15 protein-coding genes are annotated in these 15989 nt (G+C 74.2%); 5 read left to right on the top strand and 10 right to left on the bottom strand.

Features of this window, described 5'->3' with window-relative positions; translation table 11 throughout:
• Position 1: 1 nt before the first annotated feature.
• From D6718_08450 to D6718_08430, 5 genes are read right to left on the bottom strand one after another with little or no spacing between them, the layout of a single operon-like run.
• Positions 2-766 (bottom strand): radical SAM protein, encoded by a 765-nt coding sequence (locus D6718_08450; GenBank protein ID RMG45091.1) that lies wholly within the window; start codon positions 764-766, stop codon positions 2-4.
• Positions 730-1650 carry a deoxyribonuclease IV gene (locus D6718_08445; GenBank protein RMG45090.1) on the bottom strand — a complete coding sequence of 307 codons (921 nt, stop codon included), beginning with the start codon at positions 1648-1650 and terminating at the stop codon, positions 730-732. The genes D6718_08450 and D6718_08445 overlap by 37 nt, the downstream gene beginning before the upstream one ends.
• Before the next feature lie 57 nt (positions 1651-1707).
• On the bottom strand, positions 1708-3129 hold the full coding sequence (locus D6718_08440) for a hypothetical protein (protein RMG45089.1): 1422 nt from the start codon (positions 3127-3129) through the stop codon (positions 1708-1710).
• 2 nt (positions 3130-3131) lie between these two features.
• Positions 3132-4118, bottom strand: coding sequence for a hypothetical protein (locus D6718_08435; GenBank protein RMG45088.1), 987 nt, complete (start codon positions 4116-4118; stop codon positions 3132-3134).
• A complete protein-coding gene (locus tag D6718_08430; GenBank protein ID RMG45087.1) occupies positions 4106-4744 on the bottom strand; it encodes a hypothetical protein in 639 nt (212 codons plus the stop codon). The genes D6718_08435 and D6718_08430 overlap by 13 nt, the downstream gene beginning before the upstream one ends.
• A 115-nt stretch (positions 4745-4859) precedes the next feature.
• On the opposite strand from D6718_08430, the gene D6718_08425 reads away from it, so the two are divergent.
• From D6718_08425 to D6718_08410, 4 genes are all read left to right on the top strand, one after another.
• Entirely contained in the window at positions 4860-5537 is a 678-nt protein-coding gene (locus tag D6718_08425; GenBank protein RMG45086.1) for an endonuclease V, read from the top strand.
• 77 nt (positions 5538-5614) lie between these two features.
• On the top strand, positions 5615-6322 hold the full coding sequence (locus D6718_08420; protein RMG45101.1) for a protein-L-isoaspartate(D-aspartate) O-methyltransferase: 708 nt from the start codon (positions 5615-5617) through the stop codon (positions 6320-6322).
• Between the two features lie 68 nt (positions 6323-6390).
• Positions 6391-7869, top strand: a complete 1479-nt coding sequence (locus D6718_08415; GenBank protein ID RMG45085.1) for a proline--tRNA ligase — start codon at positions 6391-6393, stop codon at positions 7867-7869.
• A gap of 86 nt (positions 7870-7955) precedes the next feature.
• Positions 7956-9407: a hypothetical protein gene (locus tag D6718_08410; GenBank protein RMG45084.1), complete on the top strand. Its 1452-nt coding sequence runs from the start codon at positions 7956-7958 to the stop codon at positions 9405-9407.
• 7 nt (positions 9408-9414) lie between these two features.
• Here the strand turns inward: D6718_08410 and D6718_08405 are convergent, their stop codons facing one another.
• Entirely contained in the window at positions 9415-10377 is a 963-nt protein-coding gene (locus D6718_08405; protein RMG45083.1) for a lytic transglycosylase domain-containing protein, read from the bottom strand.
• A 119-nt stretch (positions 10378-10496) separates the two neighbouring features.
• On the opposite strand from D6718_08405, the gene D6718_08400 reads away from it, so the two are divergent.
• Positions 10497-11678: a VWA domain-containing protein gene (locus D6718_08400; GenBank protein RMG45082.1), complete on the top strand. Its 1182-nt coding sequence runs from the start codon at positions 10497-10499 to the stop codon at positions 11676-11678.
• On the opposite strand, the gene D6718_08395 is transcribed toward D6718_08400, so the two are convergent.
• The 4 genes from D6718_08395 to D6718_08380 all read right to left on the bottom strand — a co-directional run.
• Positions 11666-11959 carry a hypothetical protein gene (locus tag D6718_08395; GenBank protein ID RMG45081.1) on the bottom strand — a complete coding sequence of 98 codons (294 nt, stop codon included), beginning with the start codon at positions 11957-11959 and terminating at the stop codon, positions 11666-11668. The genes D6718_08400 and D6718_08395 overlap by 13 nt on opposite strands.
• Positions 11960-11982: 23 nt before the next feature.
• A complete protein-coding gene (locus D6718_08390) occupies positions 11983-12648 on the bottom strand; it encodes a hypothetical protein (GenBank protein ID RMG45080.1) in 666 nt (221 codons plus the stop codon).
• Positions 12648-14507 carry an ABC transporter ATP-binding protein gene (locus D6718_08385; GenBank protein ID RMG45079.1) on the bottom strand — a complete coding sequence of 620 codons (1860 nt, stop codon included), beginning with the start codon at positions 14505-14507 and terminating at the stop codon, positions 12648-12650. Before D6718_08385 ends, D6718_08390 begins: the two co-directional genes overlap by 1 nt.
• Positions 14508-14559: 52 nt before the next feature.
• Positions 14560-15989: 1-acyl-sn-glycerol-3-phosphate acyltransferase (locus D6718_08380; protein RMG45078.1), on the bottom strand; the 1430-nt coding region annotated here is incomplete at its 5' end.

Here is a 15989-nt window from a genome sequence, read left to right as displayed (position 1 = left end):
GTCAGATCCCCCGATCCCGCCCCGGCCAGATCGCCTTGTGGATCTGGATCTGGAGCCGCGCCGGCAGGCGGTCCTCGAGCATCCATCCGGCCAGGCGCTCCGGCGCGCAAAGCCCGTGCGCCGGCGCGAACAGCACCGCCCCCCGGAACGACGCCAGATCGCGCCGCAGGATCCGGCGCGCCGCTTCGTAGTCGGTTCGGTCGGCGATCACGAACTTCACCTCGTCCCGCTCGGACAGCCGCCGGAGGTTCTCCGGATCCATGCGCTCGTGCATGCCCGAGGAGGGCAGCTTGACGTCCAGGATCCTCACCACGGAAGGCGGCAGCACCGAGATGTCCTGATCCCCGCCCGTCTCCACCACGACGTCGAGCCCGAGATCCTCCGCCAGGTGCCGGGCGAGCGGGACGACGCCCGGCTGGAGCAGCGGCTCCCCGCCCGTCAGGCACACGTGGGCCAGCCCGGAGGCCTCCACCTCCCGCGCGATCTCCCCCGCCTTTCGCCAGGTGCCCTCGCGGAAGGCCCACGCGGTGTCGCACCACGAACAGCGGAGGGCGCACCCCGTGAACCGGACGAAGACCGTGGGCAGGCCGGCGCGCGTCCCTTCTCCCTGGATGGAGGCGAACAGCTCCGCGACGCGGAGCCTCCTCCGCGCCGCGGAAGCCCACGGCTCCGCCGCCCGGCCGAGCCACGCCGCCGGCCGCCCGCGCGGCGGCCTGCGCGCGACGCCCGTCACCCCGCCGCCTCCCGCCGCGCGTCGGCGCGCCATCTCTCGGCGAGGCTGCGGGAGGGGGCGCGGCGCCGGCCGGCGAGGGCGCGGAGCACCGCGAGGTTCTCCCGGTCCTCGACCAGATCCCTTCCTTTCGGCGTTTCCAGGACGGCGGGCAGCCCGTCGAACGCCGGGTCGTTCATCAGCCGGACGAACGCCCCGAACGGAATCGCGCCGCGGCCGATGTGCTCGTGGCGGTCGACGCGCGAGCCGAGCGGCCGCTTCGAATCGTTGACGTGGAGCGCCGCCAGCCTTTCCAGCCCGAGGACGGCATCGAACGCCTCCCAGGTCCTCCGCCAGCCCTCGGCGGTGCCGATGTCGTACCCGGCGGCGTACAGGTGCGCCGTGTCGGCGCAGACGCCGACCCGCTCCGGGTCGTCGACGCGCCGGATGACGGCGGCCAGCTGCTCGAAGCGGTGCCCCAAGGTCGTTCCCTGACCAGCGGTCGTCTCCAGGAGCACCCGCACCCGCGCGCGCGGGCGCGCCGCGTGAATCCGGTCGAGCCCGCGGGCGATCCGGTCGATCCCCGCTTCCTCCCCCGACCCCATGTGCGCCCCGGGGTGCACCACCAGGTAGGACGCCCCGAGCGCCTCGCACCGGTCGATCTCGTCCACCAGGGCGGCGACCGACCGCCGCCAGAGCGCCCGTTCGGGCGAGGCGAGATTGATCAAGTACGAGTCGTGGACCAGCACGGGACGAAGCCCCAGCCGCTTCACGCCCCGCCGGAACCGCGCGATCTCCGCCGCCGCGAGCGGCCGGGCGGCCCACTGTCCCGTGGAACGGGTGAACAGCTGGAGCGCCTCGCAGCCGGCGCTCCCGGCCCGCTCCACGGCCTTGTCGACGCCTCCGGCGATCGACATGTGCGCTCCCAGTCTCGGCGGCATCCGGGGATCTCCGCGGCCATTCTAGCGAGCCGCGCTCCGCCCCCGCCGCCGCGAGCGTCAGCCGCGGAGCCGCTCGACCAGCCGCCGCGCCAGGCCGCCGAAGCCGCCGTTGCTCATCACAACGACCCGGTCGCCGGGTGCGAGCTCTCCGAGCAGCAGGTCGGCGATCCGCTCCGGGGGCAACGGCCCGTCGGCCGGGACACCCCTCGACCGGAGCCCGGCGGCCAGGGAGGCGACGTCGAGGCGCTCCTCCGGCGCGAAGCGCTCCGGGCGGTCGACGGGCCCGAGCACCACCCGGTCCGCCCGGGAGAGGGCGTCCTCGAGGGGCGCGCGGACGATGGCGCGCACCATCGTGTTCGAGCGCGGCTCGAGGCAGGCCACCAGCCTCCCGCCCGCGGGGACGAGCGACCGGGCCGCCTCGAGCGTGAGCCGCACGGCCGTCGGGTGGTGCGCGAAGTCGTCGTACACGACCACACCGCGCCCCTCCCCGACGCGCTCCATCCGCCGGCGCGGCGGGCGGAACCGCGGCAGGCTCGCCAGCGCCCGCTCGAGCGGCAGCCCGGCCGCGCGCGCCGCGGCGAGCGCGGCGAGAGCGTTCTTGGCGTTGTGCACACCCGGCAGCGCGAGCCGGACCGCACCGGCGGGCTTCCCTCCGGCGAGCACGGTGAACCGCTGGCCCCCGGAGCGGTCCTCGCGGTCGGCGAGCGACAGGTCGGCATCCGCGGCGAGGCCGACCGCGATCCGCCGGCACCGGGCGGCGGCGGCGAGGCGGGCCGCCGCCGCGTCGTCGGCGTCGTAGACGAGGGTGCCGTCCCGGGGAACGAGACGGACCAGCCACGAGAAAGCCCGTGTGACCTCGTCCGCGTCGCGGTAGATGTCCGCGTGGTCGAACTCCACCGTTCCCAGCACCGCGATCCGGGGCCAGTAGTGGAGGAACTTCGGCCCCTTGTCGAAGAACGCGGTGTCGTACTCGTCGCCTTCGAGCACGAGGTCCGGGCCGCCGCCGAGCCGGGAGCCGCAGTCGAAGTTGCCCGGCAGGCCACCGACGAGGAACGAGGGATCGCGGCCGCCGTCGTGGAGCAGCCAGGCGAGAAGGCTGGCGGTGGTCGTCTTGCCGTGGGTCCCGGCCACCACCAGCGGCCGGCGGCCGGGCACCAGGAGCCGCTCCACCACCTCCGCCATCGACGCCAGCGGCCAGTCCCGCTCCAGGACGGCGTCGAGCTCCTCGTTGCCCGGCGACACCGCGTTGCCGACGATCACCAGGTCCGGCCGGGAGGGGAGGTTCGACGGCGAGTAGGGGGTGCGGGGTTCGATCCCGGCCCGCGCGAGCAGCTCCGATGCGGGCGGGTAGACGTCCCGGTCGGAACCGGTCACGCTCACCCCGCGGCGGGCGAGCAGCACCGCCAGCGACGACATCGCCACCCCGCCCACCCCGATGAGATGGACCGAGGTCGGCCACGGTGCCGGCCAGCGCCCCACGGTCAGATCTCCTCGAGCGGCACGCCGAACCAGCCGGCGCGCGCCAGGCGCTCCGCCCGCTGGCGCCGCGACAGCCCCACGGCCCGGGCGATCCGCGCCCGGCGCAGCGCCTCGCGGATGAGCGGGAGGGCCCGCTCGGCGGCCGCGCGCCCGCGCCGGATCGCCGGGCGCGCCCCCGAGAAGTTGAGCCAGTTGATGTCCTGGACCTCCGGCCGGATGAGCACGTCGCACAGCGCGTTGCGGGTGCGGCGGAGGTTCCACTCGGTGAGCTGGTGGGCGCGCGTGATCACCTCCAACCCGCGTTCGACGGCGGGATCGGGGCTGAGGACGCTCGACACGTCGACACCGACGATGATGTCCACGTCCGCGGCGAGGAGCGCCCGCGCGGGGATCTTCTCCGACAGACCGCCGTCGATCAGCACGCGGCCGTCGATCTCCTGGGGCGGCATCACGCCCGGGACGGCACCGGAGGCGGCGACGGCGTCGCGCAGCGGTCCCCGGCGGAAGACCACGGGGTCGCCCGTCATCAGGTCGGTGGCGACGACGGCGAGGGGAGCCGGGAGCTGTTCGATGGCGATGTCCGGAAGGAGGTGGTCGATGTTGTGCCGGTAGGCCTCCTGGGAGACGAAGGAGCGGTTCAGGAAGGCCCGGCCGTAGAAGACCCCCCGCCGCATGACCCGCCCGATCATCGCGGCCCACCCCGACGGTTCGCCGATCCGGGCCTTCGAGAGGTACTCGAGCTCGGCCTTGCGGTAATCGGGCGATCGGACGAAGGCCTGCACGCGGTCGATCGAGGCCTCGGCCGACCCGGCGGTGAGCCAGATCCCCCCGATGAGGGCGCCGACGCTCGTCCCCGCCACCGCCACCGGCGCCAGCCCTTCTTCCTCCAGAACCTCGAGGACGCCGAGATGGGCGAGGCCCCTCGCGGCGCCCCCGCCCAGGGCGAGTCCGATGCGCGGGCGCCGTCCCCACGCCATCAGAAGATCCACCGGACGTGACGCGACCTCGCCGTATCGGGGAGCCACGTCACGCGCGAGACCTTGAGCTTCTCGTCGCCGGGCGCCACCAGCTCGGGGCGGGCGAAGGAAACCTCGACGTCGAGGTGCTCGAGCACATCGAACTCGTGCACCGCTCCCTGTCCGAGCACGGCGCGGTGGATGGTGCCCAGCGGGGCGGCGAGGAGGAAGATCTCGGTGCCCGCCGGCAGCGTCCCGTACGGGATCTCACCGTAGCCGAAGTTCAGCCGGATCCGGAGGACCGGGGCCCGGCGTCCCCCCCGCAGGGAAACGGTCTCCCAGTAGGTTCCCGCGCCGAGCATGGTCGCTCGGACCACCAGGTAGCCGGAGGGGTCCGGCTCCAGCCGCCCCTCTTCCCGCATCGACTCGTAGCTGTCGAGCACGCCCCGAACCTGGCGCTTCCAGGTGTGGAACACCGGGCCCTTCCGCTCGGGCGGGGCCGAGGCGTCGACGCGGGCCAGCTCGGCGAAGTCGCGCTTCTGGACGGCGGCGAAGAAGCGACCGGCGGTCTTCTCCAGAACCGGTCGCGCCGGCGCGCAGCCGGGCGCCGCGGCGAGACCGGCGGCGAGCGCCGCGAGAGCCAGCCATTCTCTCGGCACGCGGTTCGTCCCCCGCCCCGCGCGGGCGCGCTCTCCCTCCGGGAGGGCCGCGGGCGGAGCGGTGATTATGCCCGACCGGCCGCGTCGCGGCGACGGCGGCGGTAGGCTGTGAGCCATGGGTCGGACCTCGCCCGCCGCACCCGGTCTCGCGACGGCGGCCGTCGTCGCCCGGGACCGGCTGCCGGCGAACCCGCCCCGGACCGTGGGCGGGGCGGACGCCGCCTACAGCCGCGACGATCGGATCGGGCGCGTCGCGCTCGCGGTGATGCGGGCCCCGTTCGACGGCGAGCCGGTGTGCCTGGCGAGCGGCGAGTTCCGCGTCGCGGCGCCGTACCGCCCCGGCCGCCTCGCGGAGAGAGAGGCCGGCCCGGTGCTGGAGCTGCTCGAAGCGGTGTCCGTCCTCCCGGACGTGCTCCTGGTCGACGGCCACGGTCTCGCGCATCCGCGCCGCTTCGGCCTCGCCTGCGCCATCGGGGTGGCGGCCGACCTTCCCACGATCGGCGTCGCGAAGTCTCCGCTCGTCGGACGTTTCGCCGAGCCGGGACCCGAGCGGGGCTCGGTCGCCCCGGTCATCGACCGGGGCGAGACCGTCGGCGCGGCGGTGCGGACCCGAACGGGAGTCCGGCCCGTGTTCGTCTCCGTCGGCCACCGGGTGAGCCTCGAAACGGCCGTGGCGATCGTCCTGGCCTGCTCGCCGCGCTTCCGAATCCCGGAACCGCTCAGGGCGGCCCACCGGGCCGCGCGCCGGATCGAAGAGCGCGCCCGGCCGGAGGGGCCGGGGCGGCTCCGATAGAATCGCTGCAGCGCGGCGCGGCGCCCGCGCCGGCACGAAGGAGCACGACGGTGAACGCGACACTGTTGCCCGCGGGGATGCTGGCGATGGGCCTGATGCTGGTGGCCGCATGCGCGGCCGGTGCGCCCGGCGGCGGGGACGAGGCCCGCTACGCGCGCCTGCGCGAACTGATGGTGGAGCGGCAGCTCGCCAGCCGGGACATCACCGATCCCGTGGTGCTCGACGCGATGCGGCGCGTGCCCCGCCATCTCTTCGTCCCGGAGGGGCTGCGGGACGCCGCCTACCAGGACAGCCCGCTGCCGATCGGCCACGGGCAGACGATCTCGCAGCCCTACATCGTGGCGCTGATGACGCAACTGGCGCGCGCGGCGCCGGGGAAGGTCGCGCTCGACGTCGGCACCGGTTCGGGGTACCAGGCCGCCGTCCTCGCCACCATCGTCGACAAGGTCTACAGCGTGGAGATCCTGTGCGACCTGGCGGACGAAGCGCGGGAACGGCTCGCCCGGCTCGGCTACGACAACGTCGAGGTGCGCTGCGCGGACGGCTTCGCCGGGTGGCCGGAGCACGCGCCCTACGACGTGATCATCGTCGCCGCCGCCCCGAGGAGCGTGCCGGAGCCGCTCATCGAGCAGCTCGCCCCCGGCGGCCGCCTCGTCATCCCGGTGGGGGGCGCCTCCCAGCAGCTCCTCGTGGTGGAGAAGACCGAGGACGGCCGGATCCGCCGCTTCACCCAGGGGGATGTCCGCTTCGTCCCGATGACCGGGGAGGCGGAGCGGCACCGCTGACGGCGCCGCTTGCCGGGCGACGGCGGGGCTGGTAGACACGGGGCTTTCCACCGTCTGGAGAACGAGCCGTGGCCAAGGAGATCACGCCGAGAGCGACCGACTACGCCCGCTGGTACACCGACGTCGTCGTCCGCAGCACGCTCGCCGACTACAGCCCGGTGAAGGGCTGCATGGTGATCCGCCCGCACGGGTACGCGCTCTGGGAGAACATGCAGCGGATCCTGGACCGGATGTTCAAGGAGACCGGGCACGTCAACGCCTACTTCCCGCTGTTCATCCCGAAGTCCTTCCTCGCCCGCGAGGCGGAGCACGTGGAAGGGTTCGCCAAGGAGTGCGCGATCGTCACCCACACCCGCCTGACGGCCACGGGCGAGCGGGGGCGGAACGCGGTGGTTCCCGACCCGGAGAGCGCGCTGGAAGAGGAGCTGATCGTCCGGCCCACGTCCGAGACGATCATCTACGCGATGTTCGCCAAGTGGATCCAGTCGTGGCGCGATCTTCCGCTCCTGTACAACCAGTGGGCGAACGTCGTGCGCTGGGAGATGCGGACGCGGCTCTTCCTGCGGACGACCGAGTTCCTGTGGCAGGAAGGGCACACCGCGCACGCCACCCACGAGGAGGCGCAGGAGGAGGCGCTCCGGATGCTCGAGGTCTACCGCCGGTTCGCCGAGGAGTACCTCGCGATCCCGGTGCTCACGGGAACCAAGACGGAGCGCGAGAAGTTCGCCGGCGCCCTGACGACCTACTGCATCGAGGCGCTGATGCAGGACGGCAAGGCCCTCCAGGCCGGGACGACGCACGATCTGGGGCAGAACTTCGCCAAGGCGTTCGACGTGAAGTACCAGACCAGCTCGGGGAGCTGGGAGTACGTCTGGAACACGTCGTGGGGCGTGAGCACGCGGCTGATCGGAGCCCTGGTGATGTCGCACGGCGACGACGACGGACTGGTGCTTCCGCCCCGCGTCGCCCCGGTCCAGACGGTGATCGTGCCGATCTGGCGGAACGCCGACCAGCAGCGCCGGACCCTGGCGAGGGCCGGCGAACTCGCCGCTGCCCTCGAGCGGGCGGGGATCGCCGTCCGGGTCGACGGGCGCGACAACGTGAACCCGGGCTTCAAGTATGCGGAGTGGGAACTGAAGGGCGTGCCCCTCCGGCTCGAGTTGGGACCCCGCGATCTCGACAGCGGCCAGGTCGTCGCCGTGTCGCGGCTCGACCGATCCAAAACGCCGCTGCCCCAGGAGGACCTGCCGGCCAGGGTCTCCGAGGCGCTCGACCGGATCCAGCGGGAGATGTTCGAAGCCGCCAAGGCGCGGCGGGACGCCGCCACCAAGGACGTCGAGACGATGGAAGAGTTCGAGGCGGCGCTGGACGAGGGCGGCTTCGTCCGGGCCCGGTTCGCCGGGGGCCCGGAGGAAGAGGCCCAGATCCAGGAGCGGACGAAGGCGACCGTCCGGGTGGTGCCGTTCGACGCCCCGGAGGACCCCGGGCCCTGCATCCTCACCGGGAAGCCGGCCCGCCGGCGCGTGGTCTTCGCTCGGGCTTACTGATCGGTTTGGACCGCCTCGTGCCGGTCGTGGTATAACCGTGCCGACTCCCGGCGACCGGGGCGGCAGCGCCCCGGTGTTCTCTTTCCGTGCCCGACGGAATCCCGATGCCCACCCGTAGCCGACCGCTTCCCGCCGCCCTGCTCGCCGCCGCCGTATCGGCGGGTGTCTGGGCGGCCGCCTCGGCGCTTGTGGCCTGGCGCCCCGCGCCGCCGGCGGCCTTCCCGGTGCCGGAGGAGGCGCGGCGCGACCTAGCCGAGGTGCGCCGGGAGGGGATCCTCCGGGTCGCGGTCGTCCCCGACGAGGTCGGGTTCGCCCGGCGGCGCGGCCAACCGGAAGGGTTCGCCTACGAACTCGCCCGCGAGGTGGCTTCGCGCCTGGCGGTGCGCGCGGAGATCGTGCCGGTCCGCGGGGCGGCGCTGGCGATCCGGCGACTGCGCGAGGGCTCGGTGGACCTCATCGCCCTCGCCGACCCCGGGCCCCGCCCGGTGCTGGGAGGGCTCGCCTGGACGCCCCCGATCGAAGCGATGCGGCCGGTGGTGGTCGGCCGCGGGGCCGCCGCGGTGCGTTCGGCGGCCGACCTGAGGGGCCGGACCCTGGCCGTGCGGCGGCACGATGCGCTCGAGCGCTGGGCGCGGCGGCTGGTGCACGAGGCGGGCGGGACGGTGAAGCTCCTCCGCCTTCCCCCGGCGACGAGCGCGCGGGAGCTGGCGGTCGGGGCCGCGCGGCGCCGGTACGACTTCGCGCTCCTCGACGAGGCGCGGGGGCGCCTCGAGGCGGCGGTCGTGGGCCCGTTGGAGGTGAGCCGTCCCCTCGGGCCGCCCTTCCCCGTCAGATGGGCGCTCCGGCCCAGCTCTCCCGACCTCCTGCGCGCGGTGGGGGCGGCGCTCGAGGAGGCGCGGCGGGCGGGCCGGATCGCGGCGCTCGAGCAGCGCTACCTCGAAAACCCCGTCCGGCTCCAGGCGCTCAGGCGACACCGGCTGCGGCCCGGCCGGGGGCCGCTCTCGCCGTGGGACGATCTGTTCCGCGCCGCCGCGGCCGCCCACGGGCTCGACTGGCGCCTGCTCGCCGCCGTCTCCTTCGCCGAGTCCGGGTACGACCCGTGGGTCGTCAGCCCGCGCGGGGCGGTGGGCCTGCTGCAGGTGATGCCGGGCGTCGCCGCGCACTACGGGATCGACGACCCGTTCGATCCCGCCCAGAACGCCGCCGCCGGCAGCGCGCTGCTCGCCTGGCTGCGGGGCCTGTTCGACGAGATTCCGGAGCCGGACCGGACCCGGTTCGTCCTCGCCGCCTACAACATGGGGCTCGGGCACCTCGCCGATGCGAGGCGCCTGGCGCGACGCCACGGCCTCGACCCCGACCGCTGGGAGGGGAACGTCGAGCGGATGCTTCCCCTGCTCGAGGATCCGGGGATCGCGGCCTCGCTGCCTCACGGGCGGGCCGACGGGGCGGCGACCCTGCGCTACGTCGAGCGGGTGCTGGAGCTGTACGCGCGCTTCGGCGGCGCCCGCCAGATCGCTCTCGCCGGAACCGGTTCCTGAGAACGGCTCAACCGACCGGCACGCGCAGCCGGTGGGTTCCGCGCGGCAGCCAGGGGCCGAGGAGCTTCGGGTTCGCCCGGCGCAGCGCCCCGTACTCGAGGCCGTGCTCGGCGGCCAGCTTGCGGAGGTCGGCGCGCGCCGGTCTGACCTGGACCTCCACGATCCGGTAGCGCGGCACGTGAAGCGGTGTCATGCGGGCGAGGCCGTACCGCTCCGGTTGCTCGAACACCAGCTTCGCGGCGACCACGCGGTGGACGTACCGCCGGGTCTCCTCGGGCAGGTACAGCTCGAAGTAGTCGCGCCTTCCCTGCTCCTCGATGGCGCTCCGGACGGCGTTCTCGCCGGCGTTGTAGGCGGCGAGCGCGAGGAACCAGTCGCCGAACTCCTCGTACAGGTCCGCGAAGTAAGCGGCGGCCGCGTCCGTGGCTCTCTCGATGTCCATCCGCTCGTCCACGTACCGGTCCACCCGCAAGCCGTAGCGGCGCGCCGTCGCCTTCATCAGCTGCCAGGGACCGACCGCGCCCGCCGGCGATCGGACCGTGATGCGCAGGTCCGACTCGGCCACCGCGACGTACTTCAGGTCGTCGGGAAGACCCGCCTCGCGCAGGCGCGCCTCGATCTCCGGGAGGACGGCGGGAGCGCGGCGGGTCCACAGCATCGGCATCAACGGCTTGCCGACGGTGAGGAGCAGCTCGTACGCCAGCCTTTCCCGCACCTCGGGCCGGTCGAGCGGGAGCGGCTGGCCGCAAAGGTCGACCCGCGCGGGGGGCTCCAGCGAAGCCAGCGCCTGGGGCGTGTTGGCGGGGATCGCCTCTCGCAGCCCGAGGAGTTCCTCGCGGAGGCTCGCGACCTCTTCCGGCGTGACGCCGGCGGGGGCGCCGATCTCCTTCCAGTCGACGCTGCCGAGATCGGGCGGTGCGAGCTGCGTCCCGGCCAGCGCGGCCAGGAAGACGACCAGCACCAGGAGCACGACGGCACTCGTACGCACGGCTCTCCCGCTCCGCCCCCGAGAATATAGCCCCCGCCGGCGATCCCGCGCCGGGAGCCCTGTCGCGCGCCCGCCGGGAACGTGGCATCGTTGAAACGACCATGCGACGCGTGCTGCCGCTGTTGATCGCCGCCGCCTTCGCCCCGTGGGCGCCGGCCGCCGAGGCGCCCCGCGTGGTGATCCTGAGCCCCTCCGAAGGAGAGGCGATCCTCGGCCAGACCACGATCGCCTTCGTCGTGCTCGGAGTCGAGGACGACGCCGTCCGCGGCGCCGAGGTGACGCTGGACGGCCGGGTGGTCGCCCGTTTCGACGCGCCGCCGTTCCGGACGCGCGTGGACGCCGGCGGGGAGACGGGAGCGCGAGTGATCGAGGTGCGGGTGCGCCTCGATGACGGGCGGACCCTGCTCGCGCGGCGGACGACGGTTCCCGTCGTTCGGGACGAGGTTTCCGTCCGTCTCGTCAACCTCGCCGTGACGGTCCACGACTCCCGGGGCCGGCCCGTCGACGGGCTGACGCGGGACGACTTCCGCGTGTTCGACGAAGGCCGGCCCGTCCGGATCGAGCGGTTCGATGCGGGCGGCGTGCCGCTCGCGGTGCTGCTCGTGCTGGACACGTCGCTCACGATGCGGGGCCGGAAGCTGGAGGACGCCAAGAAGGCGGCGGTCGGCTTCATCGAAAAGCTCGCGCCGGAGGACACGGTCGCGGTGCTCGCCTTCAGCGACCGCCCTCGCCGGCTGCTCGGTTTCGGGGCCGACCGCGCGGCCGCCCGGGCGGCGATCGGCGCGCTCGAGTCGAAAGGGGGCACCGCCCTCTACGACGCTGTCTACGACGCCGCCGAGCTCGCCGCTTCCGCGCCTCCGGCCGCCCGTCGCGTGGCGGTGCTGCTGTCCGACGGCCGCGACGAGGCCGGGTCGGGGCTCGAGCCCGGCTCGTTCCACACCCTCGAGGAGGCCCTCCGGCACGCCCACGACCGGGACCTGGTGGTCTTCACCATCGGTCTCGGTCCGGAGCTGGAACACCAGCTCGACTTCACCGGTCGGATGACCACGGCGGAGGTGCTCCGCAGGATCGCCGTATCCACCGGGGGCCGTTTCATCGCCGCGCGGGGGAGCCGGCGGCTGCTGCGCGACTATCGGGAGATCCTGGACGAGCTGAGGCACCAGTACACCATTGCCTACACCCCGCCTCCGGCGAGGCCCGGGGAGACCTTCCGGAAGATCCGGGTCGAGGTCCGCCGGCGCGGCGTCACCGCGCGCACGCGGCAGGGCTACTACGTGCGCTGAGCTCCGGAGTCCCCGCCGCGGCGGGCGCGCTCGCGCCGGATCAGGGCGAGGTTGCGCAGGTAGATCACCAGGCCGAGGCCCTGCCCGAGGCTGAACACCGGGTCGTGAATGCCGAGGGCGGCGTAGACGAACAGGAGCGCTCCGCCCGCCAGGCTGAACCACCAGAAGGCCAGCGGGACGGTGCTCTGCCCCCGCCGCTCGGAGACGATCCACTGGACCAGGAACCGGGAGAAGAACATCGCCTGGCCGCCGAAACCGAGCAGCTTCCATCCGTCGAGCATCGGTCCTCCCCGATGAGCGTGCCTCAGCCGCGCCGGCGTCCGGCGCGTCGTTTGACCGGCCACAGCCGGCGCCAGAAGCGGAAGGAACGGAGGAGCCGCCGGTCCTCCGCGGTGAGCGTGTCGGGCGCCAGCTTCTGGCGCCACTTGACGAGGGCCGACTCGTCGATGCGGCTGAGCGGCCCGAAGAAGAGACGGTGCCGGACCGTTCCGGGCGGCAGGCGCACCGCGCTGGCCCAGTCGACCAGGACGACGCGCCCGTCCCGCTCGAGCTGGACGTTCTCGCGGCCGCGGAGGTCGAGGTGCACCACCCCCGCGCCGTGCACGCGCCGGACCGCCTGCACCAGCGGCTCGAGAGCGGCCCGCCCCTCCGGCGTTCCCTCGCAGTGGTACAGCGGCCGGCCCGACAGCGCCTCCATCACCAGCACCAGCGGGTGGGGCCGGGCGATCAGCCGGGGCGCCACGCGGAGATCGGACAGGAAGGCGAGGAAGCGCGCCTCGCGCGCGATCTGCAGGCGGCCCCACCAGCGACCGGGCCACGGCTTGCCGCGGAACTCCTTCACCACCCCCCGGCGCCCGTCCGGCAGGCGGGCGAGCCACACGTCCGCCTTGGACCACCGGCCCCGAACGAGCACCCGCTCGCACTCGGCGTCGAGCCACTCGCGGCCGCCGTCCGGAAGGGGCGCAGGCATCAGCTCCCGGACCGCTCTCTCGCCCGTTCGGCCTGCATGGCGTGGAGCCGGGCGTAGACGCCACCGCGCGCGAGGAGTTCCTCGTGCCGCCCGGCCTCGACGATCCGCCCGCGATCCAGAACGTGGATGCGGTCCGCCCGGGCCACCGTCGCGAGGCGGTGGGCGATCACGATCGCCGTCCGGCCGGCGAGCAGCGCCTCCAGGGCGCGCTGGATGGCACGCTCCGATTCGGCGTCCAGCGCCGAGGTCGCCTCGTCGAGGATGAGGATCGGCGCGTCCTTGAGGAAGGCCCGGGCGATGGCGATCCGCTGGCGCTGGCCGGCGGAGAGCTGTCCGCCCCGCTCCCCCAGCCTCGTGGCGTATCCGTTCGGCAGGGCGCGGATGAACCCGTCGGCATACGCCGCGCGCGCGGCGGCGCGCACCTCCTCCTCGGTGGCGTCCGGGCGACCGTAGGCGATGTTCGCCAGCACCGTGTCGTCGAACAGGTGCGTTTCCTGGGTGACGAGCGCCACGAGCCGCCGCAGCGAACCGAGTTCGATGTCACGGAGGTCGATCCCGTCGAGCGTCACGCGGCCGGAGGTGGGGTCGAGAAAGCGCGGGATCATCATCGCCAGCGTGGTCTTGCCCGCGCCGGACGGACCGACGAGCGCGTGCGTCTCCCCCCGCCGGATGGAAAGCGACACGTCTTCGAGCGCGGGCCCCCGGCCGTAGCTGTAGCAAACGCGGTCGAACCGGATCTCGTCGTCGAAGCGCTCGACGCGTCGGGCCCCCGGGCGGGTGGCGATCGTCACCGGCGCGTCCAGCACCTCGAACACGCGCCGCGCCGAGGCCAGGGCCTGCTGCACGGTGTTGTTGAGGTGCGCGAGCCGCTTGAGGTGCGAAAAGGCGATGAACAGGGAGACGATGGCGACCAGGACGTCTTTCCCGGTCACCGTTCCGCGCCGGATCAGGACCCCCGCGTAGATGATCAGCAGCGCGCCCGCCAGGGCCCCGAGGAGCTCCATCACCGGCTGGGTCGCCGCCATCGCGCGGGCGAGCTTGAGATCCTGCCGCATCAGGTCCCGCACCGCGCGCCGGAATCGCCCGAGCTCGTGCTCCACGGCGCCGAACGCCTGGACGATGCGCCGCGCCAGCAGCGTCTCCTCGATCAGCTCGGCGACCTTGGCCGCCCGTTCCTGGCTCCGCCGGGCCGTCCGGCGCACCCGCCGGCCGAACGCTCCGGCGGCGTAGGCGAAGGCGGGGACGATCAGCAGGCAGGCGAGGGCGACCGGCCAGGCGAAGACGAGGGCCACGCCGATGAGGACGACGACGACGGGGATCGATTGGACGGCCAGGGTGATGTCGGTGGAGAGCGCGTACTGGAGGCGGCCGATGTCGTTGGTGATGCGGGAGAGGATCTCGCCGGTCGAATGGGCCCTGAAGTAGCCGTCCGACTGGCGAAGGACCTTGCCGTAGACCTCCTCGCGCAACCCAGCGACGGTTCGGATCCCGACGCGCCGCAGCCCGTAGACGGCCACGAAGCTGGCGAGCGCGCGGAGGACGTACAGAAAGACGATGGCGAGCGGGACGCGGACGTACCCCTTGGCGAGAAGCCACCGCCGCCAGGCGGTCCAGCGCCGCTCCAGCGCCTGCCGGAGGCGGGCGAGTGGTTCCGGCACGAGGCGCTCCGCCGGCACGGGCGAGACCGCCGGCGCCTCCGCGGCCGCTGGGTTCTCGGCGACGAGGGCGGTGGTGAGGTCCTTGAGCATCCCCACGGCGCCCCCGAGGAAGAACGAGGCGAACAGAGCGGCGAGCACCGCGAGGGCGAGGGTCCAGCGGTAAGCCGCCAGATAACCGAGGAGCCGTCTGAGATCGCTCACGAAACCGTTCCCGGCCCGCCCGGCAGGCGTCGCCGGGGCGAACCCGGCCGGATTATGCCCGAACCCCCCGCCCGGGACGATCCGCGGCCCGGCGCCGCTTGGCGCGACGAGGACCGCCGGCGAAGACGAGCGGATCGCCGGACACCGGATCCTGTCCCACCTGCCGCAGAAGGTCGCTCAGCCGGCCCGCGAGTCCCGCGAGGAAGCGGGCCTCTTCCGCGGCCGTCCCGTCGGGCGGCGGCGGGTCGAGCGGCTCGCCGAACCGGATCCGGTAAGGGTGGGGGGTGAATCCCCAGCCGCGGGGCCACGCCTGGTAACCGCCGCCGATCGCCACCGGCACGACCCGCGCCCCCGTGTGGCGAGCGAGCCACGCCACACCCCTCCGCAGCGGCCGGAGCGATCCGTCCCAGGTCCGCTCGCCCTCGGGGAAGATCCCGACCACGCGACCGGCCCGGAGGGCGGCCGCGGCGGTGCGGAGCCCGCTGAGCAGCCGCGGTCCTCCGCTCACGGGGCAGATGCGAAAGAGCCGGCCCACCAGCCGGCCGAAGCCGGCCGAGAAGTAGCCGGTGTAGCCGAGGAACATCAGGTGGCGATGCACGCGCGCCGGGCACGCGCGCGCGAGGAGGGCCGCATCGAGGTGCGATTGGTGGTTGGCGGCCAAGATGAGGGGGCGCTCGTCCCAGTCGACGGCGCCGGTCCCCTCCGCGCGCACGCCCCCCAGCAGCCGGGCCAGCAAGGCGCCGCCGGCGGTGCGGCAGAGGGCCACGGCCGGCCAGGTGCCTCGGGCCGGACGCAGCCAGAACCCGGAGGCGGGCTCTCCCGCGAACACCAGCTCCGGGCGCGGCCGCACCGGCTCCCGCGGCGGGCCCCCGGCGAGATCGACCAGCTCTCCCAGCGTGGTCACCCGCTCGATCGCCTCGTCCGGGGGCGCGGGACGACCGGCCGCCTCCGCCGCGGCGAGGGCGAGCGTCACCCGGTCGAGCGAGTCGAGCCCGAGGTCGAGTTCGAGCGAAGTCTCGCGCCAGAGTCCGCCCTCCGGCGCGCCGCCGGGCAGCGCCTCGGCCAGCGCACGCGCCCACTCGGCCGGGAGGGGGTGCCGGGGCTCCGGCGGGCGGGCCGGCCACACGCCCGGCGGGACCGGACCGAGGAGCCGTGCGAGCGCGGCGCGATCGACCTCGCCGGCGCGGCTTCTCGGCGCGCGGCCGCGGGCGACGGTGATTCCCGCGGGCCGCAGCCCCACCGGAAGGCGGACGGACGAGGTCTCGAGGGAGAAGCGCAGCTGCTGGGAGACGTCGCCGTGCCCGCCTTTCCTCAGGGCCGCCTCGTCGGGCCACACCACGGCCCACGGCCGACCCTCTCCGCGCGGAAGCAACACCAGATCGCGCACGAAGGGGGCGCGCCGCAGCAGGCGCTCGGCCTCGTCGAGATCGCGCCGGGGATCGTTCGCCGTCCCCACCGGATCGTCCCCCGCCGCCCCCGCTC

Source organism: Acidobacteriota bacterium (assembly GCA_003696075.1).
In the GTDB taxonomy this organism is placed as follows: domain Bacteria; phylum Acidobacteriota; class Polarisedimenticolia; order J045; family J045; genus J045.
This window is presented reverse-complemented; position numbering and strand designations above follow the sequence as displayed.

Coding starts and splice junctions, on each gene's coding strand:
- D6718_08450 (RMG45091.1), bottom strand. CDS start 766: ATGGCGCGCCGACGCGCGGCGGGAGGCGGCGGGGTGACGGGCGTCGCG.
- D6718_08445 (RMG45090.1), bottom strand. CDS start 1,650: ATGCCGCCGAGACTGGGAGCGCACATGTCGATCGCCGGAGGCGTCGAC.
- D6718_08425 (RMG45086.1), top strand. CDS start 4,860: ATGGGTCGGACCTCGCCCGCCGCACCCGGTCTCGCGACGGCGGCCGTC.
- D6718_08420 (RMG45101.1), top strand. CDS start 5,615: ATGCTGGCGATGGGCCTGATGCTGGTGGCCGCATGCGCGGCCGGTGCG.
- D6718_08400 (RMG45082.1), top strand. CDS start 10,497: ATGCGACGCGTGCTGCCGCTGTTGATCGCCGCCGCCTTCGCCCCGTGG.
- D6718_08395 (RMG45081.1), bottom strand. CDS start 11,959: ATGCTCGACGGATGGAAGCTGCTCGGTTTCGGCGGCCAGGCGATGTTC.
- D6718_08390 (RMG45080.1), bottom strand. CDS start 12,648: ATGCCTGCGCCCCTTCCGGACGGCGGCCGCGAGTGGCTCGACGCCGAG.